Source organism: Alicyclobacillus macrosporangiidus CPP55 (genome assembly GCF_000702485.1).
In the GTDB taxonomy this organism is placed as follows: Bacteria; Bacillota; Bacilli; order Alicyclobacillales; family Alicyclobacillaceae; genus Alicyclobacillus_H; species Alicyclobacillus_H macrosporangiidus_B.
In genome coordinates this window covers 2,037,432-2,058,534 of record NZ_JNIL01000001.1, presented here as the reverse complement: position 1 = coordinate 2,058,534, position 21,103 = coordinate 2,037,432, and the positions used below count along the sequence as shown (strand labels likewise).

Genomic DNA, 21,103 nt, shown 5'->3' with positions numbered 1-21,103 from the left:
TCCATTCCTGCTATTCGTGCGTGAACATCGAGGTGAACGCGTTGACCAGTTCTGGCGTGAAGTGTGTACCCGCCAGGTTTTCAATCTCCGAGATCGCGACAGAATGGGGTTTTCCGCGCACTGTCACCTCAGTTGAGTAATAGTCCGCGATGGCGAGTATTTGGGACATCGGGTTTATTTCGGACTCCTGTTTCCCGCGTGGATACCCGCTGCCGTCGGGATGTTCGTGGTGATCCTCGATGATGGCGAGTACGGCACGCGGTAGCTGTAGGGAGTCTAACATCTTCACACTGAGAAGTGGGTGCTGTTGATACTGTTCCCAGGCGTGGCTCGATCTCGTGGGATTGGCGAGCACCTCCGGTTCGATGGCGGTCAGCCCGTAATCGGCGAAGCGGCAAGCGTACACGATATCTTCCGTCGCCTTCGGCCCAATGCCAAGAAAATTCGCGAAAGCCCTGGCGTACAGAACTCGGGTATCGAGCAAGGCTGCGAACTTCGGAGTCAGCAACTCTTGCGCGTTCATCACCTCGAGCAGCATTAAGAACTGTTGGATTTCGTCCAACCTCACACCCTCGAGGCCAGGTTGGGGTCGGCGAGGGGTATCTTCAGACTGCAGCCAGTCGTCCATTTCAGCCTGAACCTGTTGCCACTCCCGCCACATCTCCAGCTGACCGAACAGCAGTTGCGATTTTTCAAGCAGTCGGAGAGCCATGGTGTACTCTCCCATTCGGTGAACAAGCAGGGCCAGTAGGCGGCAAAGGCGGGAGACTTCGTGCTTTGCGTTGTTCATGACGGAAGACCATACCAGGGGAAGGGCCTTCTGAGCATGGTGTACACTTTGCTGAATGTCGTTTCGCATTAAGTATAGCCGGCTTAACTCTGCGTGTCCGTAGAGACGGCTAGTCTCATTGAATTCTAATACCTTCGACAGGTAGGCTTCGGCTTCTTCGTACCGGCCGAATTCCAGGCAGAACACGCCCAGATTGTTGTACACCTCGTCGTAAAGAGACGTGAGTCCCGCTTGGCCGAATTCGTCGAGGCTCTTCTTGACGCTTTGGAATCCCTCCGAGTAGAAACCGTTTAGCCACTGCACATCTCCAAGGTTGTTGTACAAGGCGCCGCGCAGAGCCGGGGGCAGCTGGTCGCCAAAATTCTCCAACGTCTCGGTCAGGAGCCGGTAAGCTTTGTCGTAGTCCACGTATCGGTAGGCTACAGCCAGGTTAATACGGCATCTGGCTTCTAAGTCCAAAGGTAGATGAGAGGACGATAAAGCGTTTGAAAAGTGAAACACGCCCTGTTTGTAGTCTCCGAGAGCAATATCAATTTTTCCAATCTCATAGTAAAGTCGAGCACGCAATATATCATCTGGGCAGTGTGAGACTAAGGACGGTCGGAGAAATTCAAGGGCGATATGGTAAAGCTGCCTGCTGGCAAGCGAAGCTCCCTGTTGAAGGCGTTTCTCCCAATCTTGTACTACCTCTAACATGACGCTGCTCTCACTTTTCCCCGTAGACTGGTACGCGGATGGTAAACGTGCTGCCCGTGCCTGGCCTCGATTGAATGTCAAGTCTTCCGCCAAGGTAGGCGATGCGTTCTTTCATTCCGACGATACCATAGTGTCCCGCGGGGATGGCATTCGGATCAAACCCTTTTCCGTCGTCCCAAATCGACACGATCAGGTGGGCTCCCTCTCTGAATACGCGGACATCAACACGTGTAGCGGATGCGTGCTTCTTGACGTTATTAAACACTTCCTGAACCAAACGGTAGATGGCGACCTGTTTTGCCGGGGCAATGTCATCCGTGACGTCGGGACGCACGTCCATCTGGAACGTGATCTTCCAATCTTGCGTGCAACTGTCGCACAGTTCAGAGATGGCCTTTACAAGACCAACCTCGTCGACAGCCACCGGGCGGAGGTCGTAGATCAAACGCCGAATGTCGTTGACGATTCTCACGACACGCCTGTTCAATCGGTCCAATTCGCACTCAGCCAATTGCGGATCGGATTTTATCATTTGCTGGATGATTTCCAATCTCATGCTGACGTTGGTGATGTCTTGGACGGGGCCGTCGTGCAAGTCACGCGCAATTCTCCGCCGCTCCTCCTCAAGAATACGAATGCCTTGGTCTATGCGGTCAAATACGGGCAATTCTCCATGTGTCATCCTTGCGTCTAACCTCTGTCCCGTGTATTTCGTGTTCCCGACTCTCTCTATGCAAGTGCGCCCGGCAGACGAACTGTGCCGGGCGCGCCCCATCTCGTTTATCAGTCACCCAAGTCTCTTAAGTCATACTTATACGACAATCGGACGGGTACCATCGTGCTTAAACTTATTGGTCGTGCCTGTGGCTGAACGATTCGCCAGCGCCTGTGCGCTGCCAGTATTCGATTGTACGGCAACAGGCTTACCGGTGGTCTGACTATCTGCTCGGATAACATTCGCGAAAGCTGGAGATGCGGCGGAGAAGAGAAACGTTGCGACAGTAGCGCTTGAGAGGATAAGACGCTTCATGGGATTAGGCTCCTTTCTAACGGGTAGGAATCCGACAACCCGGCTACCATGGCGGTCCCCGGGAAACCGCTGTAGGCCCGTGGCTTTGCGTCCCTGCCTTTCGGACAGGTTTGCCTTTGTTTCCATACTATTTCATTGATTGACGAACTGTCAACCAGAATTTGCAGAACCCACAAGACTTCATCATGAGAATTTCAAGCGGCTAGGTGGTTGGTGGAGTGAACGAAAGGCAAAGTATGGCGCACAACGAGCCCGGGGAATCTACCTAACTTCGCCGCAGACGTGAAGAGATTGACGAATGTCGAATGATGTAGGATTATGTTGCAAAAGATAAATTCATATCGAGTCGTCTCAGGGCAAACTAGTGGAAACGCTAGGACGCAAAACCACGGGTCTACGGGCACAAGTGCCTATGATCGCCGGGTTGCCACTCGAATGAGATAAGGCGCCCTGCAGGTAAAGGGCGCTTTCTGCATCATTAGGGGTGAGGGTGAATGAGTTGGAGCAGAGACATGTAATTAAATTACAAAACAGAAAAAAACCACCTCTCGGGGGGGGGGGGGGGGGGGTATAAATACCCTACTAACCCAAATAATTACAGTTGCCTCCGTCGGAGTGTAGATGAGATCCTTGAACACGAAACGCTTGACGTGGTTTATCAGCCTATCGTCAATCATGCCGAGGGCGTCCTTTTTGCCCACGAGGCACTTAGCCGACCTCAGGGCAGCGGGAATTTTATTCCGCCGGATGCTTGGTTTCGTGCTGCTTATGAATACAATCGTTCGGTTGACGCGGATTTATTGGCTCTCACCACTAGCGTAAGTCTCCTCAAAGCGTTACCTCCTGAAATCAGAACCATACCCCTGTTTGTGAATGTGATGCCGAGCAGCCTTGTTCAGGAGTCCTTTGTTGAACGGCTCCAAGTTTTGCTTGGAGAGGGACTTTGTGAACCGCACCAACTGGTTATCGAAATTGTTGAGTACATATCCTATGATCCTTCGTTTCTCTCGAAAATGATTGAACCCGTACGATCGCTCGGCGTTCGGATCGCACTTGACGATGTTGATGCGGGGAGTACCATCCTTGCGGCACTCCTTGAATTAGAACCTGATTTCGTCAAAGTGGACCGTGCGATGGTTCAAGGTATTTCGACATCCTCTCCAAAACAGCGTTTTTTATCGTGTTTAGTGGGATTTATGGAGTCCGGTAATGCAGTCATTGCTGAGGGAGTTGAAAGCGATGAAGATCTGGCTGCCATTCGGGAAACTGGCGTCAATGTGAGTCAGGGATACTATTGGTCACGCCCGATGTCGGTGAATGATCTGTCGGATCTGCTCGGCGAAATTGAGCGGACGAGGAATGAGTTGGAGGATCTTGCTCGGAATAGGAACGGCTCATTGACAGAAGAGACAGTCGTACAGAAAAGCCAAGAACTCGATGCTCTAGTAAACCTGTACTACCGATTATTGCAAGATGATTTATAGGTGGCGACAAAGTCACCTTCTGTGGGCGTAGCAGTGCTTGCTCGGGGATCGGGGGCGAAAGAATGCGATCCTTACTGGAGAAGGTAAAACATTGGTTTCTTAAACCTGTTATGTCAAGTTCAACAGAACTGGGAATACAACCAGTCCAGTCTGTTGAATTCGAAGAAGTTCGAAGCGCGCAGCATGGAACTGTCACGGTGGTGAACAATCAGCTCTTTGTAACCAACCCTGACGATGAAGGTTCGTTTGCGACCCTTGTCATTCCCGATGATCCTCGCTTGACAGTTGTTATTGACGGACAAAAATGCGTCGGGGAAGTCGTCGTTCATGCAAATCAGCATATTGAAGTATCGCTGGACAAGCGTCCGCCATCTATCCGGTTTTCGACAAAAGTGACCAAAGACAACATGGAAGTCATCGGGAGAATCGACGTAATACCTGGTGAAGAGCATCGCCTCCGTGACCTGGAGGGTGTTCATCGCGCGGTACTTGAAATCGAAACGAGAAAACTGCTTCCCAATCCGTTGAGCATTGGAGAGATTATTGCACAGTTGGAGTCTGCGGGGTACGTTGGGATACTTGACCATTCAGGAGTCGAGACCATTGCTCAGACGAAGGACACGGTTGAGTGTATCGTGTTGCGGGGAACTCCTCCAGTCCCAGGCCGAGCGGCTCGTTACAGACCGGTTGAACTTCCGAAGGTATACGATCCCCTTCAGCGTCGGATGCGCATCTCAACGGTTACTATCGGTACCACAGTCGCCGTATTGGAACCGGAGATACCGGGTACGCCCGGGCGGGATGTGTTCGGCAGGGAGATTCCATGTGTAGTAAATCGCTCATTGCCAGCTCTAGGTCAAGGTGTGATTGAACTAAATAACCGACTTGTAGCAGGGCGAAGTGGTCGATTGTTCTTTACAAAAAATTACATCGACGTCATTCCAGAGTTGGTTATTCATCATGATCTGTCCAGCAAAGACGGGAAGATTGAATTTGACGGGGACGTTGTGGTGTTAGGGTCGGTACTCGATGGGAGTTATATCAAAGCCTCTGGAAGAGTCCAGGTGTACGGCAGCGTCTTGCGTTCCACGGTGATGGGCGAACGTGGCGTGTTTGTGCGGGAGGCCATTGTAGGGGCGCAGGTCGTGGCAGGTGCATCCAGGTTTCTATACAGAACGCTTCATTCAAGACTTAGGGGGTGTCTGACGGCGTATGAGCAGTTCCTGGCGGAGTACCGGGAATTGATGGAACACGCTAGGAAGCGGATTGAACAGCATACACGCTTGGGGTTGTTGGCGAACGCACTGCTCACCGCTCGTCATCCGGATTTGGAACGTTTGCTGCAATCGATCTGTGATGATCCTGATGGACTGTTGAACGCGGATGATCGATATCGGCGGATCGTCGGTGAGATACGCTCGAAGTGGTTCGGAATCGGCCGGACGAATATCACTGAACAGAATGTGAAGGACTTGCATCGCATGTTGGTTGACTACGTCTCCCATATTGAATCGATGGAGCAGGCTGAATCCGCCATGGTGAAAGCGGCCAGTGTCACCTCCAGCTCGGTGAGGGCCTCTGGGAGCATTGTCATTACAGGAGCGGGTTCTTATTCCAGTTCTCTCGACGCCGGGCATGTTATTGTGGTTCGGGGTAGTGTGCGAGGGGGGTTTCTCGCAGCCAAACATATGATCGATATTCACGAGCTAGGTACCCCGTTCGGGACAGAGACTAGCGCCAAAGTCGAACATCCGTCCGGAAGGATTCGGATTCGCATACGGCATCCCAATACATTGTTGCAGGTAGGGCGTACCCGAGACAGGAATCTGGTTGTCGAGTACAACACCGTGTTGCAGGAGGAACGCAATGAAGATCCGAATACTGCTGATCGACGACTCACCAGAGACATTGGAGACTCTATCCCTGCTGTACGCATCACATCCAGCATTTGAGGTGGTCGGTGCCATTCAAACGGCGTCGGAGGCTGTGGACTTTTTGAAGAACAGGGTTGTTGACCTCGTATCGATCGATATCCAATTGGACTGCGATAGTGGATTTCAACTCTGTACTTATGTACATGACCGTTATCCCGACGTTTTTATCACGATGTGCTCGGTAGAAGCTGACGCACATAATCGAACATTGGCTTATCAGAAAGGGGCCCACCATTTCTTAGCCAAACCACTGACAGGTCGAGATATCGATGATTTGGTGGTGCAATACGCTGAATTCAAATACCGATGCTTCGATCGGGACATACAGAAGAAGCATGATGAGGCCTGGATTGACCAGATCATCGCAACCGTATCAGATAAACCGGACCGGTGATTGTCACGTTCTAAAAACCGCGGTTTATCCACATCGTCGTTGTATTCCACGTCGTGATTGATCTCCTCGGCGGAATTCGGGTGTAGCCTATCCGCGACCGGTTTCTCTACTTACTCATGTACGCTGGCCGCACCCGGCAGCCGGACATACACCGCATTTGCGTACTGAACGATACCGTTCTGAAAGACGAGTTGGTCTAACAATCGTTGATAAAGTGCGGCTGGCCTGCGTAGCAAAAATCTTGCCTGCTCCTTTCCGTACACGCGCTTTAAATATCTACCCGTGTGTCGTGGAATCAACTGGCACGACGTGGTATACTCCCCGAAGGGTGTCATGTTACCGACCCATGGAACCCTTTTCATTCTTTGCAGCCGCCTGAAAAGGCGGCTCTTTTTGTCGCGCTGTTGGCGTAATCTTGGCGTTCTACAAGGTGCCAATGACGGTACAATATGGTTATTCATACGAACCGGCGGTGATCCTGATGGACAAACCTATCGTCTTCTCTCTACCAGTCCGTTTCAAGTTCAGAAGTTTCATGTTGTACTTGAAAACTGCGTATTACGACGAAATCGACCACCTATTCCGCTCCAAACCGACCACCGATTCCACTTCAAACCGACCACTTTTTCAGCCGAGTGATATGCCCCTCCGAGATCCCGGTTTGCCCTGCTGAAAAGTGCTCGGCGAACTGGAAATTCACTCGCGGGTTTCGGCAGAGTCCTCGGTCAAAAAGCCGCGAATCTTCCGCATCGATTCACCCGTCAACCTGATCTTATACGCGTTGTGTACAAGCCTGTCCAGTATCGCGTCGGCGGTGGTCGGGTCTTCAAACGTCGCATACCAGTTTTCTATCGGGAGCTGGCTGGCGATGATGGTAACCGCGTTCGTCCTGTCGTCGATAACTTCCATCAGGTCGGTACACTGGTTGCTGGTCAGCGGTGATAGACCAAAGTCGTCCAGGATTAGAACCTCGGTCTTGGCCAGTTTACTCAACACCCGCTGAAACGACCCGTCACCTCGCGCCATTGCCAGCTCACTCATGATTCTCGAGGTGCGGAAGTAGCGGGTCGTTCTCCCTTGCCGACAAGCAAAGTTCCCAAGCGCACAGGCGATGTAACTCTTCCCGACACCGGTTGGGCCCGTGATGAGGATGTTGTGGTGGGCATTCAACCAATTTCCTGCCGAAAAAGAGCGCATGAGCGACTTCTCGAGCCCCCGTGAGTGTGTGTAGTCGATGTCCTCCAGGCAAGCCTGCGGAATCTTGAGCCTGGCTTCTTTCAGTAGACGCGTGAGCCGGCGGTTTTCCCGCGCATTCCACTCCGCGTCCACTATGAGTGCCAGACGTTCCTCAAAGCCCAAGCCTTGCACGTCAGTCCGCTCGGCCTGGTTCACGACAGCATCTGCCATACCGTGAAGCCGCATCTGCCTCAGTTTTTGCACGGTTTGTTCTGTCCACATGAATGGCTATCCCCTTTCAGTTGGAGGAGGGGGGGATGCCCCCCCTCGTTTAAGGCTGATTCAGACGAATCTTTAGGAGGGCATTTTCCTCACGAGCTTGGGCCAGGGATTCCCGCAGTTCCGCGATGAGTGTCAGATGCCGGCGTTCGGTGTCCAGGACCGCCTTGTCCAGTTCCAACGGCATCCGTTCACGGATACGTTCCAGTTCGCGCTCGGTCTCCTGAAGCCGAGCCAGTACGGCAGTGTGTTTTTGTTCGAGTTCACCTAACGCCTGTACACGGGCTTCCAGCGTCGCGGCCCGCCGCTTTGCCTCCTCGCAAACCGTCTGTGCAAGACTCGCCAATTGGGCCGCCTGCTCTTGGGTCGCTTGAGCCTGTGCGAGCCTTTGAGCCATCTCTTCCCGTTCCCGAGCCCAGGTCTCCTGCGCCAATGCGGCTTCTGTCTGCATCTGGGCGATTTGTTCAGCGTGCTGCCCGGATATCTGTTGCAACTGCTCCCTCTGTTCGTACACGGCCCGTTTGGCTTCCTCGAGAGCGGCCTGTAGTCGGGCGATCTCGACGGTATATCTTTCTTCCTGATCCCAGGTGACGTTGACCCACTCGGTGTAAATCGCCTCGATTCTTTCAAAATGGCGGCGCAGCTGATCCAGTGCGGGAATGGGACGGCCGCCCTCCTGCTCCTGCTTTGCACGGTGCAAGCCGAGAAGATATTCGACGACCTCGCGCTGCGTCATACCGCCAAGCTGTGCACCCAACTGGTTCACCGCGTCCTTTAGACCCGCAGTGACCTTCAGCGTGGTATCTTTGGCGTCGTTCACCGTATACTTAACCTCCTTGGTATATCTGGGGTATCCTTTGGTATACGAGTATCCAGCCGGTATACGAGGGCCTACTTCTCGTAATACTCTGGCCCTCGCAGGTTCTCATGACGCGGAAGCTGCACCACTTTGGCTTGTCCGCTTGGAATGCGGTCCAAGCCTTTCTCGAGAATGGAGCGCAGGCTTTTACTGGAGAACGTCTGGTACTGGGTCGCGCGCATGGCAGCCGCCTCGATTCGCTCCTTGGTGTAGTATCTGGCCAGTTCCATGACCCCGCGACAAATTCGGTAACCCTGTTCAGGATGGGCTGGAGGCAAATACTCCCTCTATGAATTCAGCGGTGTTGGGCCCGATGGACTCTGCCCATTTCAGGAAGTGCTCCGGAGACCAGTTCAGCACCGCCTGGTGGCGCGGATGCAGATGTGCCGGTTCGGTGACGTAGGTGCCCGGTGTGAAGCTGCGCACATGCGTGGCTACGCACTGACCGCCATGAAAGATATCCACCATGTGATCGGTCAGACGTATATCCAGGCGTTTACCGACCAGTTGATATGGAGCGCTGTAAAAGCTACGATCCACTTGAACGTGGCAATTTGGTTGAAGCTTCGCCACCGTCCACTTGGCGAGCATGAACCGTTCCTTGGGTAACGGGCGCAGCACGGGCTTGTCGACGGAATCGAACAGGCTGCGCCTGGAGCCCTCCATCTTCTGAAACGGCTTGTTGTTGAAATCCTCCAGTATGTCCCAGAGAACCCCGTTCAACTCTGCTAAGCTGAAGAAGTTCCGGTTGCGAATCCTGGCCAAGATGTAAGTCTCCACATCCTGGACGCCTTTCTCGACTTTGGGCTTGTTCTTTGGATGGCGAGGGCGCGTTGGTAGCACAACCAGCCGGTAGTGCTCCGCCAACTGTTCGAAGGACGATTGAATCTCCGCCTCGTAACGCGACGGCTTGGTGACTGCGGATTTGAGGTTGTCCGGCACGATGATCTCAGGGGCACCGCCGAAGTATTCCAGTGCGTTACAAACGGCTTGAATGAGGGAGGGGACATCCTGACCCCGACATGCCTCCACGTACGCATAGCTGCTGGCACCCAGGACAGCCACGAAAATTTGCGCCTGAAACACCTCACCCGTGGACGAGTCGGTGACAGGCACGGTGTGGCCCGCGAAATCGATAAATACCTTCTCACCTGCCTTGTGCCGTTGTGGTGCAGTCACCTCGTGAGCCGCTGCCCACTCTCGGTAACTTTCACAGAAGCGGGAATACCCGTACGGGTTGGAACTGGATTGCCGGTACTCTTCCCACAAAAGCATGAGCGTAACGTTCTTCTTCCGCAGTTCAGCATGGACCCGTGCAAAGTCCACGGGGTCCTTGGTCTCATTGGAGACCGGTTGCGGATAAAGGACATTCTCCAGCGTCGAGTCGTCCATGGTGTCGGGCAGCGGCCAGGACCATTCCGATTCGTCAAACCGGCGCAGAAGCTCAAGCACTGTGCTGTGGGATACAGCGAAGCAGCGGGCAATCTTGCGGGCGCTCATTCCCTCCTCGTACCGTAGTCTGAGGATTTCACGAATCCTGCGCATGGTTAACCTCCTGTTCGCCAACCTACGTCCTCCTTCTGGGCCCTGATAGGGTCCCAAAAGGAAGGATAGGAAATGGCGTGATAAGGTGACCAGTGCCAAAGCACATTTTCACAGAAATGGAAACTCAGGAAGGCACTCAGAGGGGGAAAAGGCAGAGGTGGTTACCAACTATTAGTGGTCGGTTTCACCCGGAATGGGCGGTCGGTTTGCGTCGGAATTGATGGTCGGTATCCGTCGTAACCGGTGGTCGGTTTGCGTCGGAATACACAGTGGGGCAGACAAGCTGTCTACATTCGTGTCATTGTTGGGAGCGAACAAATTAAACATAGCCGTGCTAATGGATATTGCCGGAAAAGACCTGCAACGGATTCGGACTCTCCAAGAAAATGCATTGCTCAGACAATCTAGCCTCATCAAAGTCACAGAATTCATAGAAGGCAACGACGGAGATGTAGAAGACCTGTTTGACGCAGACTTTTATCTCAAACTCGTGAACGAAGCATATGCCCGTGACTTACCTTCCGCAATCACGATCTCTGATTTGACATCCAATAATCCGCGTATTACGAAGAAGGTTGAAAAGTACTTTTCTGATCATGGAGTGTCGGGTGGCAAGTTCGATCATTACAAGCCAGCTCTCGTGTTTTTAAAACAGCAAGTTACACTGCTCCAAGAGATTGATGAGCAGACAGAGCGTCGATGGGAAGCTTTGTTTTCGAGGGTCAATGAGCTGCTTTCGTAACGTACTCTCGACTGTTCCTTGTACCGAGTTCAACCCGAACCAGCAGGCGGCAATCCACCGGCACACGATTGCCGCCTGCCTCCCACAACCACTCCGGTACACCCTCAATCACCACGTCCTTGTTCGGATGAAACAGCGTCAACCGCACCGGTGACCGATCGGGCCGACTGACATCGGTCTGCGCCTTGGGTTTCCGTATCAGTCGGCTTCGTCACGCGTGATGACTGCACTGAAAGAGCTCGTACAAGAAGGGCAAGTCGTTCGGAACGAGCGCGGAAAGTACGCGCCATGTCGCTAAATTGAGCGTTCGCCAAGACACGGCCAACCTACAAGGGAGGCCGATATTTTTATTCTCATTTATAACTGTTTATAACCTTGATTAACATCTCCCGTGCAGATACAATTGAGACAAAGTGAACCGTTTATTACGTTGCATAATGGAGGCCTGCAAATATGCCCCGTCCACGCAAGCCCGACGAGGAACGCCGAACCCACAAAGTGTCCGTGTACCTGACGGATCTCGAGTACGCATCGCTTGAGCAGGCTTCCCAAACTGAGCGCAGGCCTCTCGCGCAATGTGTGGTCGAAGCCATACGCCGGTGGCTGGACAGTTTGACGGAGCCGCCGCAGGCGTGGCTCACGCAAAAGGTTGAAGTTGCGGAGACGCGCAGGAAGGCTCTCATGCAGGGATGGATCTGCCCGAGAGGGCACATGTTTTGGACCGAGTGGGGAACGGCCATGTCCGTCAAACAGTGCCCTCACTGCTGGAGCGAGCGGTTGCGACAGACACGGGAGTTGTGGGACGGGCATGCGAGAACAGGGCTTTGATCACGAAACCGCGGTGGGCCGAAGCCTGTGTCGAACGACCCACCAGCGGCACGTAATCAAGAGACCAATGATGCAAGCGACACACGTGTTTCGTCGCCGACGAGAACACCCTGACGAAAGACATAGCCGCTGCCGGAATGACCCGATCCAAATCCGCTTCGTTCATGTTTGCTCCTTTCGGAGGTTTTACAGTCCGCATCGAACCACCCCTTCTCCAGACTAACGCACGAACGTGTGTTCGAAATTCCTCGTGATTATGCCATTATCCGCTCCATTGAGGGGGTTATGATGTAACTTTCACGAATACCTCTGAAATACAAGATTCAGGCAAGTGAAGTGATTGATTTCCTGAATCCGTGACAAGCAGGTGTAAAAACTACTGAAGCACTTGTGATTTGTCGTGTAGAATCGGGATCGTTGGGATGTCCGTTCCCTTCAATCCCCCTTCACCTCAGAGGTGAACCCCCTTGCGCTTTATCATCGAAGAATCCGACGAAGTCATTGTCACACATTCTGGAATGACCCTTGTCGGTTTATTGCTGGACAAAACCACTCTCGGTGAACGCCTGAATCGGACTCGCCTGTCAGGCATGGGAAAACCAGACATTTCAAACCGAGATGTGGCGTACTCATACATCGGCCTGCTTTGTCAAGGCAAGACGGACTTTGACCACATCGAAGCCTTTCGTGATGACGAGTTTTTCACGATCGCACTACAGATGGACAGCGTGCCTTCGAGCCCAACGCTGCGCCAGCGTTTGGATATGGCCGCCGGAAAGGCCGGCTGGGAGAGTATTTTACTCGAAGAGTCCGCAAACCTCTTGAGAACCCTGAATGTTACACTGCATCCGATTGTGCTGGGTGAGTCATCGAAACGCCGGGCTTACATTCCCCTGGACCTTGACGTGAGCCCATTTGATAACTCGGGAACGAAAAAAGAAGGCGTCTCCCGCACGTACAAAGGCCACGATGGATACGCCCCAATCTTTGCTTACCTCGGCCAAGAGGGCTATGTGGTCAATGTTCAGCTGCGTGAAGGCAGTACCCATGTTCAAAAGGATACAGCGGCCTTCTTGCGCAAGAGTATTCAGTACGCAAAGCAGATTTCAGCCCTTCCGCTGCTCGTTCGCATGGATGCCGGAAATGACAGTGCAGAAAACCTTGCCGTGTGTCGTTCTCAGGACAGCAGGGCCGAGTTCATTATCAAACGGAATCTGCGAAAGGAAAGCCCCCAGGCCTGGCTCGTGACCGCCCAGCAGCACGGTGTATGCCACGAACCTCGGCCAGGCAAGAAAGTGTATCACGGTTCGCTGATGTGCCCGGTCAAGGGCCTGTCGGAACCAGTTCGGATGGTATTCGAAGTCATCGAACGGACCACCATGGCCGACGGGCAAACCCTGTTGGTCCCAGACATCGAGGTCGACGCCTACTGGACCTCACTGCCCGACGACCCAGATGTGATCATTCGTCTGTACCATGACCACGCCGTGATGGAACAGTTCCACAGCGAAATCAAGACGGATCTGGACGCTGAACGGTTACCGTCAGGCAAGTTCGCAACCAACAACCTGGTACTGCATTTTGTATGCATGGCTTACAACTTGCTGAGGGTGATTGGCCAGGAAAGCCTAAAACGCAACGATGCACCTCTGCGTAAGAAGGCAGAACGTCGTCGTATCCGGACGGTGATTCAGAACTTGATGACCTTGGCTGCGAAACTAGTCCGACATGCCAGGCAGAGCAAACTGAAGTTGGGGCATGGGAACCGATGGTTCCCTGTGTTTCGCCGTTTGTATTTGACCTTCGTATAACATGTGCCGTCTTGTGGCCTGGGAACAAAGCCTGACGATGAACAGGCCGGGGAAGTTATTCGCTTCTGCGGGAACTGGCGTTCCCTTACGGTTGAATTCGATGGAATCGCTCCACGCACCAATGCAGTCGCAGCCCGTTCGATGCAAGATAAACGCCGCATGAGTGCTCGACAGGTACCCTGTCACGGATTCAGGTGATTTGATAACCACACAGATTTTGCCATGGTGGCATAGCGTAGCGCCCCTTTTCGATCTCCCTTTTTTAAAGTGGCTTCAGCCAGATTCACGTAAGATCCGATTTGGCCATCTACGTCGCTAATGTACGTGTAGATCAGTCTTGATCTCTCGAAACATTGGATGGCTTGTTCCAAGTGCCCCTCCTCCAAATAGATAAGGCCAAGCAGAGTTTCAACGTGTCCAGCAGACTCAAGTATGCCCTCTCGCTTACTTACATACAAAGCCTCACGCAGATACCGTCTTGCGCTTTCTGTATCACCGAATATTTTTTGTATTTTCGCCCTGTTAAAAAGAACCTTAATTCGGGTACGTGCGTCCACCGGAACTGTGACAGACGTTTCGGCTATTGCTTGTAAGTGCATCAATGCCTCTTCATACTGTCCCAAGTTGATAAGGGAAGCGGCAAGGGAATTCAAACACGATACATATGTGCTCAAATTGGTGTTTCTTGATTTGTCGACTGCCATCGAAAAATAGTTTTTCGCTTCTCTATACTTGCCCTTAGCATGATACGCCAGTCCGATTAAGTGCAAGCATTTAGACAAGAGATTCTCGTTATTTTTGATGACTTTCAACTGAATTGCGCTCATTCCATAGGTGATTAAGGAATCGTGGTTATTATCGCTGAGCAACGATTTCATAAATTCTATAATGGATGGACCCTCGGAATCTGTTTCCCATTCTGGGACCAAGAAACTCAATTCCACTCCAAGCCGCTTAGAGAGTTGTTCCAGTAAGCTAACGGATGGCACGGTTGCGCCATTTTCTATTTTGCTCAACAGACTTCTATCACATATTCCGCGGCACACCTCTTCCTGAGTGAGTTTTTTTAATCTCCGCAGCTCCCTAATCCTCGTTCCGATCACACCAATCGCCTCTTTTTGTGAATATGATTCACACACCGAGTAAGGCTGGCAGATCACAAGGGCGGATTTTTCTGATTTACCACTATTCTATCATAATTGGGCTTTTCGTGATTTGTTAGAAGCAAATTGCTGGGGATAACGTATACAACGAAGGAGGGGAGATAGGTTGCGCCATTATCGGTGGATTAGTTTCGGCCTGTGGGTCGCAGCTGTTATCGTTTATGCTTGCGCTTCTCTTCCGCATACCTGGGAACCACCCGCAATTGCGTAGCGCTGTTTAGCCACAAGTGCAATTTTGAGGAGGGTATTGTATGAGAGGACATTTGAAGTCGACGATTGGATGTTCATTAGTCATGGCTGCCGTCCTAATTCCGTCAGCCGCTGTATACGCGGACAGCCCCGGGCTTGTCATCAATGACCAGACCGCTACGATGGATGTAGCCGTACGGTCAAATGTGCCAGGATCGAATCAAACCGTGTTTCCAACCAAGACCAATCCAGGAAGCGCAGATCCTAGTGCATTGGAAAGCCTTCGGGGAACAGCATCTTTCGGAAAGTTGAAACAGGATTTTCAGGCCGGAAAGGTCATCACAATTGTCGGGAATGACGACGGCAAGCTGTCCGATATGTTACTAAGGCAGGCCTTTGATGCACCAGGGCCTGTCTTCGAAACGGTTAACAAGGATAATCCCAATTTTCATCCCATTGCGGAGGCTATCGTTCGAGTCCCTGGGAGCACTTCATCAATGATTTTCAGGGTATTCGGTGACAAGTCGCTGCCAGTCTCTGATATTACTGCAACGATTCAGGAGCAATATACTCAGGCGCTGGCTTCACTGCAGCAGTACCAGAAGACCCAGAAGACTCAGGGGGCCAAGTTGGGTCCAGACTCAACCCCGAGCGGTTCTGGCAACAACTATTACTACTCATCAAGTGCAGCGTACGTGTATGACAGCCGGGGATACAAGGTAGGAAAGTACATTTGGGGTTATCAGCTTACTCGAGAATACCACGACAGTTCTTATAGCGTCTGGGATATCAAACGATTAGATCAAATTACACCTGGCTACGTACTCGCCGGATCATTCAATTATGTCAACGGATACGATGGCGGAGAGGTTTCTGCTACCTGGGAATCCATAGGTGTCCATCTCCCGGGCGCTGATCAAAATACCACGTACGGCGGAGAACAATTAATCTCCTTCAGTCCAACTCAGACCCAGAACTACAGCTCGGTTACTGTTTCGCTTGTTGGCGGTGGTATTGATGCGATTAGCTGGACCTACCAAGGTCACGGGGCACTGATCACAAACGATTCTAACGCCGGCGTTTACGGGGCATGGAATACAGGATTCCAACCTCTAGGGAATTTTGGGTATTGGCAAAGCACAGATGGCGCCGCTCAGGCACAGTACTACGAGCCGGGCGTGCGTGCACAAAATACCTTTGGTAGATTCTACGGATCGGGTGATTTCGTGGTTACGTTTTGCGGACTGGACGCTACCAATTACTCCTCGGGAGATATTGGAGATAGTTTCAATGTCGCAGATTTTTGATTACACCCGTCAATGTAAGCCCGCCCAGCTTTGGACTGGGCGGGCTTCGCTTGTACGCCCGGCATGGGCGGTCTCTATAGGGTGAAAGTCCCGAACGGGGGTTGGCGGCATACCTACCGTTAGCCAAGAGCAAGGGTGTCCATCGTGAGATGGATTCCGGAGGAAGCTGGAGGCAAACTCTCGACCCGAGGTACACGCACCGCATCTGAGGCTGTCGCAGTTGGATGAGTTGCCAAGGCACAACGAAGTCCGAAGTCGCCAAGGGCTGTGGCAGTAAATGCGGCGGGTGCATGAGAGGAAAGGGGCCGTTCTTATCCGGGGAGGCCTGTCCGGTACGCCGGCAGAGCCGGTAACCGCCGTCGAGAGGCGGCGCTGAACGGACAGGAGTCAGCAGAGGCCATAGTACGTAGGCGAGCGCTCGCCCGCGGAAGGGCCGAACATGAAACGAGGATGGACTACATGCGTTCATGCGACGAGCGACGACAGCAGAATACCCCGATCCTGCGAAGAAGGTGAGTCCCTGCTCGAGAAGATAGTGGAGCGGGAGTGGGATCCCCACCGTGACGGATCGACTTATCCAGCAGGCGTTGGCTACCGATTATTCTTTCGGCCAGTTTTCAAGGATCCGTCTGATTTCCTTAAGATTTTCTGCGGATTGGCGTGTGTAAATGTGGATCTGAAAAATTGCGATAACAACCGCCACCCATAGAATAAAACCGATTATACTCAAAAACGGGATCCACTGCATTATTCTCCCCCCCGTTTCGTTCTCTCACCATAATAATACATGATATTTATGAGATTAGGGATGAATGCCTGCCTACTTCCAGGCGGTGAACCACCACCGACACGCGGTCGACCGGAGGCCGTGTCCCTAGCGGTCTTACGGGCATTAGCGATCCAGGGGTAACCGCTGACACCTGGGAGTACGTCGAGGATTACGCCCCACACCTGTCCGCGACACGGGTGGTCACCAGGACAACATTCGTAGGCCGGTATATTTGCCACCCCTCCCCCGTAAACCTTTTAACGATGAAACCCATAAACGATTTAGTGGGCTATCTCCGGGAGAGGGGGCTAAAAGAAGCATGACAACAGCAGGGGAGAGGCAAAGGAAACAAAGGTCCGACAAAAAGGCCCATGTCAATCCAGCGCTCGACCAGGACACGCATCGCAAGCTCAAGCGCCTCGCCCTGGCGTGCGACATGACGAAAACGGCACTGGCGGCCGAGATCATCGAGATCGCGGTCAACACCCCGTCGTTCATCAACTACCTGCAAAAGATCCACGACGCCGGCGAGTTCCGCGTCATCCCCATGACCGACAACGGCCGGGTCGTTTACTGACAGGCAAGCGTTCGTTGAGTTCCTTTCCAAGCGCCCGGTCAAATTTGGTACATTCCCGGCACAAGCCAGTCTTCGACTGGGTCGGTCGTTTGCAGATTGCGCATTTCAAGTCTATCACCTCCCTCCCAGTCAGTCGCAGTATGTACCTGCCGGGGCGGATTTATACTTGGGGTCTGCTGAACGAACGGAAAGTCCTTTACTGGCCAGGATTTTGGGGCTCTGAACGCGAATTTATGTGCAAGGGTTTTTCTAGACAGGAGCGCAAAATCCTTGCACATGGAGGACGGACCGGTGTTCCGCGCGAGGGAGAACCAACTTATTTTGCCAGGTGATTTCTTCCTTCCGTTCGGTGGGAAGTTGAATGAGGATAACCGCTGGGTCAAGCTTGCGCAGGTGATTCCGTGGCGGAAAGTGGAAAAACACTACGGAGAACAGTTCAAATCCCGGACGATGGGTCAAGAGGCGTATCCAGTCCGTATGGCGCTTGGCGCCCTCATTATTCAGGAACGGTTAGGTCTCAGTGACCGGGAGACGGTGCAGCAGATCACGGAGAACCCGTATGTGCAGTACTTCATCGGACTTCCAGAGTTCCAGCAGAAGCCGCCGTTCCACCCTTCCCTGATGACGCACTTCCGCAAGCGGCTAGGCAGTGACATCATCAACCAGGTCAACGAATGGATTGCCGAGGAACAAGACGATGACCACGCTGATTCGGATGATCAGGACGGTGGTTCCGGGTCTGAGGCGGACACACATGCGACGGAAGTGCGTGCTGAGAATACCCAAGAAACCGGAAATCAAGGCAAGCTCCTTTTGGATGCGACGTGTGCTCCAGCAGACATCGCCTATCCCACAGACCTGTCGCTGCTCAACGAGGCGCGTGAGAAACTGGAGGAAATCATCGACGTCCTGCATGCAGCACGGAAAGGCGGTAAGCGCAAGCCACGGACGTACCGTGAGAAGGCACGCAAAGCGTATCTTGCAGTGGCCAAACAGCGTCGTGTGAGTCCGAGGGTGCTTCGCAAGGCGATTGGCAAACAGCTGCGGTTTGTGGCCAGGGACCTGCGCATCATTGCGCGGTTGAAAGATGAAGTCGGGCTGAGCGTACTCAGCCGGCGTCAGTACCATCAGCTTCTCGTAATCTGCGAGCTCCACCGACAGCAAGAGGAGATGTATCGCAAGCGCACGCATCGCATTGAAGACCGCATCGTGAGCATCTCGCAGCCGCATGTACGTCCAATCGTTCGAGGCAAAGCGCGGGCCAACGTGGAGTTCGGGGCCAAAGTGGCAGTGAGCCTTGTCAATGGGTATGCGAGGCTGGAACGGTTGGATTGGAACAACTTCCACGAGGGTCTGACGTTGCAGGCGGCGGTGGAAGCGTACAGGGAGCGGTATGGTTGTTATCCGGAAACCGTGCTGGCCGACAAGGCGTACCGAACCCGGGAGAACCTGCGCTATTGCAAATAGCGGGGCATTCGATTGAGCGGGCCTGCATTGGGACGGCCATCGAAATCCTTGGCGGTGGAACAAAAGCGAATCGAGCAGCAGGATGCAGCGGAGCGCAACGAGATTGAAGGCAAGATTGGCGAAGGCAAGCGCCTGTATGGGCTCGGCCTGATCCGTGCACGTCTGCGAGAAACCAGTGAAACGGTGATTGCCTTGCAACTGCTGGTGATGAACCTGGAGCGGCGGCTGCGCCTGCTTTTTTGCGCCATTTTGTCCAGGTTCATGGCAACCAGCGTTTCTGGCAGAGCACTGATGCTCACATAACGCTCAACGGTAGGTCAAGATAGCATACCGAAGAATACGAGCCGAGTGCCGCTGGGGTTGGTCAAAAGACTCGTTCAGCAGACCCTACTTGTTCTTTCAATTCTCAGGGACAGGAGTTGCTTCCCCGTGTGTCATGGAATCAAGAGACAGGACATGGTATACTCCGACTGAAAGGTGTCATTTTACCAGCCCCATAGAACCCCTTTTACCCTGTGCAGTCGCCTGAAAAGGCGGCTCTTTTTGTCGCGCCGTTGGCGCAATCTTGGCGTGTTATATGGTTCCACATCGGGTACGATATGGTTACTCATTCAGTGGTGGTGATCCTGATGGACAAGCCTATCGTCTTCTCTCTACCAGTCCGTTTCAAATTCAGAAGTTTCACGTTGTACGTGAAAGCCAAAGAGACCAAGACCATCATGCGCGACGGCGTACCCGTCACCATCGACGAACTCTGGATGTTCATGCAAGATCCGGCGTTCACGCAGGACGAGGACGCCATTGTTCAACTGTCGTTGGACGACTGCAGATGGCTCAATGCGTACTTCACCCTGAGAATCATGGTCGAGTCCTCGCCGTCCAAGCGCCAGGTGACCCAGTTGCTGCAAACCACGGGAATGCGATTTACGCCCAAAGACCTGAAAGCCGGGAACGAACGTATCCTCCAGCGAGCGGAGGAGGCCCTGATCAAACCCCACATTCTCAAAAGACATCTTGCGATGCAGCAAGATGTGTTGCTGTTGCCAGAAATTCAAGAGGCTTTCCGATCTGACGCACCGATGGAGGAATTGTGCCGATACTTTCGAGACGAGCTGGGTGTCCACATGGACGAGTCTGACAACGAGATCGCAGCAATGACCCTGTACTCCATCCTCTTCTTGCAAAATGACGATGATCTCGTTTATCGATGGCTGGACAAGACACGGCGCACAGTGGACCCCGAACAACTCATGCTTGCGTACTGTCTGGCCTACAATCTCGACGCGTATCTCCGGGCGCGCCTTCGTGCCACGGAAAAAGCAGCAGCCCGTGATATTGAGGCCGCCAGGGTAACCGAGCTGGAACGATTGCGAGAGGAAAACAGACGTCTGCGTGAGCAGTACGAGCAGGATGTGCAGACACTGTTGAGCGTGATCGATGAACTGCAACAAACCATCCGGGGCCGAGACCAACACGAGCCGCATGTGTCAGCCCTGAAGGGCAAGCGAATCCTGGTAGTCGGTGACGAATCCCACGCCCCACAGTACCGGGCGATCCTTGAAGCCAAGGGAGCTGTGTTCGACTTTCTGCCGGGATTCGACAAGGATCGCTTTACCACATCGAAGCTGGACGCGGCAGACGGGATTCTGTTCATCACTGCGTACTCGAGCCACCTCAAGTTCTACGCGCTCAAGGCCTCGGACAAGTGTTCCGTCCTCGTGCCTCATGCCGGACTTGGAGCGTTTGCAAAGGCGGTGGAGGATCTGGAGCGCAAGCTGTCCATTGTGCCGGCGTCCGCCACATAATATGGCGCGAAGATGGCGCGAAATATGCAATTCCTTTCTGTACCCTGAAACAAAGGAGGGACGCTGGGATGGATTTGCAGGAACCGTGCGTCGAGTTGCGGTATGGGAGCAGGAGTCATCGGGTTTCGTATGAGACCTTGATGTACGGCGGTGCTCAGGTTCAACGAATGCTGCACGAGTATTACGAACTTGGTGCCGAGCTTCGTTGTCTGTGCGACCCGGAGCGGCCTGTTCCCATGCACCTGCGGCGCGTCCGAA

The 21,103-nt window shown here is 53.1% G+C and carries 15 protein-coding genes, 1 pseudogene and 2 riboswitches; of the genes and pseudogenes, 9 read left to right on the top strand and 7 right to left on the bottom strand.

Features of this window, described 5'->3' with window-relative positions:
- Positions 1-10 precede the first annotated feature (10 nt).
- The gene (locus N687_RS0110170) at positions 11-1,486 is read right to left on the bottom strand and encodes an HD domain-containing phosphohydrolase (RefSeq protein ID WP_051663136.1); all 1,476 of its coding nucleotides are present in this window, start codon (positions 1,484-1,486) and stop codon (positions 11-13) included.
- 10 nt (positions 1,487-1,496) lie between these two features.
- Positions 1,497-2,168 carry a sensor histidine kinase gene (locus tag N687_RS0110165; RefSeq protein ID WP_029421749.1) on the bottom strand — a complete coding sequence of 224 codons (672 nt, stop codon included), beginning with the start codon at positions 2,166-2,168 and terminating at the stop codon, positions 1,497-1,499.
- 378 nt (positions 2,169-2,546) lie between these two features.
- A riboswitch (cyclic di-GMP riboswitch) is annotated at positions 2,547-2,641 on the bottom strand.
- A 220-nt stretch (positions 2,642-2,861) separates the two neighbouring features.
- A riboswitch (cyclic di-GMP riboswitch) is annotated at positions 2,862-2,948 on the top strand.
- Between the two features lie 194 nt (positions 2,949-3,142).
- Between N687_RS0110165 and N687_RS0110160 the strand changes: the two genes are divergently transcribed.
- The 3 genes from N687_RS0110160 to N687_RS0110145 all read left to right on the top strand — a co-directional run bounded on the left by N687_RS0110160 (position 3,143) and on the right by N687_RS0110145 (position 6,328).
- The gene (locus N687_RS0110160) at positions 3,143-4,000 is read left to right on the top strand and encodes an EAL domain-containing protein (RefSeq protein ID WP_029421748.1); all 858 of its coding nucleotides are present in this window, start codon (positions 3,143-3,145) and stop codon (positions 3,998-4,000) included.
- Between the two features lie 62 nt (positions 4,001-4,062).
- Positions 4,063-5,952 carry a FapA family protein gene (locus tag N687_RS23085; protein WP_081841308.1) on the top strand — a complete coding sequence of 630 codons (1,890 nt, stop codon included), beginning with the start codon at positions 4,063-4,065 and terminating at the stop codon, positions 5,950-5,952.
- The gene (locus tag N687_RS0110145) at positions 5,867-6,328 is read left to right on the top strand and encodes a response regulator (protein WP_081841307.1); all 462 of its coding nucleotides are present in this window, start codon (positions 5,867-5,869) and stop codon (positions 6,326-6,328) included. Before N687_RS23085 ends, N687_RS0110145 begins: the two co-directional genes overlap by 86 nt.
- Positions 6,329-7,024: 696 nt before the next feature.
- On the opposite strand, the gene istB is transcribed toward N687_RS0110145, so the two are convergent.
- The 4 genes from istB to istA all read right to left on the bottom strand — a co-directional run bounded on the left by istB (position 7,025) and on the right by istA (position 10,187).
- Complete coding sequence (gene istB / locus N687_RS0110140; protein ID WP_029421744.1) at positions 7,025-7,786, bottom strand: IS21-like element helper ATPase IstB; 762 nt, start codon at positions 7,784-7,786, stop codon at positions 7,025-7,027.
- Positions 7,787-7,835: 49 nt separating this feature from the next.
- Positions 7,836-8,603: a hypothetical protein gene (locus N687_RS0110135; RefSeq protein WP_029421743.1), complete on the bottom strand. Its 768-nt coding sequence runs from the start codon at positions 8,601-8,603 to the stop codon at positions 7,836-7,838.
- 71 nt (positions 8,604-8,674) lie between these two features.
- Complete coding sequence (locus N687_RS22170; protein ID WP_156040107.1) at positions 8,675-8,872, bottom strand: hypothetical protein; 198 nt, start codon at positions 8,870-8,872, stop codon at positions 8,675-8,677.
- 28 nt (positions 8,873-8,900) lie between these two features.
- The gene (istA, locus tag N687_RS20970; RefSeq protein WP_051663133.1) at positions 8,901-10,187 is read right to left on the bottom strand and encodes an IS21 family transposase; all 1,287 of its coding nucleotides are present in this window, start codon (positions 10,185-10,187) and stop codon (positions 8,901-8,903) included.
- A gap of 295 nt (positions 10,188-10,482) precedes the next feature.
- On the opposite strand from istA, the gene N687_RS0110125 reads away from it, so the two are divergent.
- Together N687_RS0110125 and N687_RS0110115 are read left to right on the top strand one after the other, a co-directional pair.
- Positions 10,483-10,929: a hypothetical protein gene (locus N687_RS0110125; protein ID WP_156040106.1), complete on the top strand. Its 447-nt coding sequence runs from the start codon at positions 10,483-10,485 to the stop codon at positions 10,927-10,929.
- A gap of 1,295 nt (positions 10,930-12,224) precedes the next feature.
- Complete coding sequence (locus N687_RS0110115) at positions 12,225-13,568, top strand: IS1380 family transposase (protein ID WP_029419949.1); 1,344 nt, start codon at positions 12,225-12,227, stop codon at positions 13,566-13,568.
- 182 nt (positions 13,569-13,750) lie between these two features.
- Here N687_RS0110115 and N687_RS20965 read toward each other — a convergent pair whose 3' ends face one another.
- Positions 13,751-14,671 carry a tetratricopeptide repeat protein gene (locus N687_RS20965; RefSeq protein WP_035462146.1) on the bottom strand — a complete coding sequence of 307 codons (921 nt, stop codon included), beginning with the start codon at positions 14,669-14,671 and terminating at the stop codon, positions 13,751-13,753.
- A 311-nt stretch (positions 14,672-14,982) separates the two neighbouring features.
- Between N687_RS20965 and N687_RS0110105 the strand changes: the two genes are divergently transcribed.
- From N687_RS0110105 to N687_RS0110085, 4 genes and pseudogenes are all read left to right on the top strand, one after another.
- The gene (locus N687_RS0110105) at positions 14,983-16,227 is read left to right on the top strand and encodes a hypothetical protein (RefSeq protein WP_029421740.1); all 1,245 of its coding nucleotides are present in this window, start codon (positions 14,983-14,985) and stop codon (positions 16,225-16,227) included.
- A gap of 1,088 nt (positions 16,228-17,315) precedes the next feature.
- Positions 17,316-17,573 (top strand): hypothetical protein, encoded by a 258-nt coding sequence (locus N687_RS0110095; protein WP_029421739.1) that lies wholly within the window; start codon positions 17,316-17,318, stop codon positions 17,571-17,573.
- A gap of 291 nt (positions 17,574-17,864) precedes the next feature.
- A pseudogene (locus N687_RS20960) lies at positions 17,865-19,343 on the top strand (IS5 family transposase).
- Positions 19,344-19,726: 383 nt separating this feature from the next.
- A complete protein-coding gene (locus N687_RS0110085; protein ID WP_035462145.1) occupies positions 19,727-20,845 on the top strand; it encodes a DUF2325 domain-containing protein in 1,119 nt (372 codons plus the stop codon).
- Positions 20,846-21,103 lie beyond the last annotated feature (258 nt).

What these genes read in the sequence shown, in the direction of transcription:
- N687_RS0110170 (WP_051663136.1), bottom strand. Translation starts at nt 1,486, where the DNA reads ATGTTAGAGGTAGTACAAGATTGGGAGAAACGCCTTCAACAGGGAGCT.
- N687_RS0110165 (WP_029421749.1), bottom strand. Translation starts at nt 2,168, where the DNA reads ATGACACATGGAGAATTGCCCGTATTTGACCGCATAGACCAAGGCATT.
- N687_RS23085 (WP_081841308.1), top strand. Translation starts at nt 4,063, where the DNA reads ATGCGATCCTTACTGGAGAAGGTAAAACATTGGTTTCTTAAACCTGTT.
- N687_RS0110145 (WP_081841307.1), top strand. Translation starts at nt 5,867, where the DNA reads ATGAAGATCCGAATACTGCTGATCGACGACTCACCAGAGACATTGGAG.
- istB (WP_029421744.1), bottom strand. Translation starts at nt 7,786, where the DNA reads ATGTGGACAGAACAAACCGTGCAAAAACTGAGGCAGATGCGGCTTCAC.
- N687_RS22170 (WP_156040107.1), bottom strand. Translation starts at nt 8,872, where the DNA reads ATGGAACTGGCCAGATACTACACCAAGGAGCGAATCGAGGCGGCTGCC.
- istA (WP_051663133.1), bottom strand. Translation starts at nt 10,187, where the DNA reads ATGCGCAGGATTCGTGAAATCCTCAGACTACGGTACGAGGAGGGAATG.
- N687_RS0110105 (WP_029421740.1), top strand. Translation starts at nt 14,983, where the DNA reads ATGAGAGGACATTTGAAGTCGACGATTGGATGTTCATTAGTCATGGCT.
- N687_RS0110095 (WP_029421739.1), top strand. Translation starts at nt 17,316, where the DNA reads ATGACAACAGCAGGGGAGAGGCAAAGGAAACAAAGGTCCGACAAAAAG.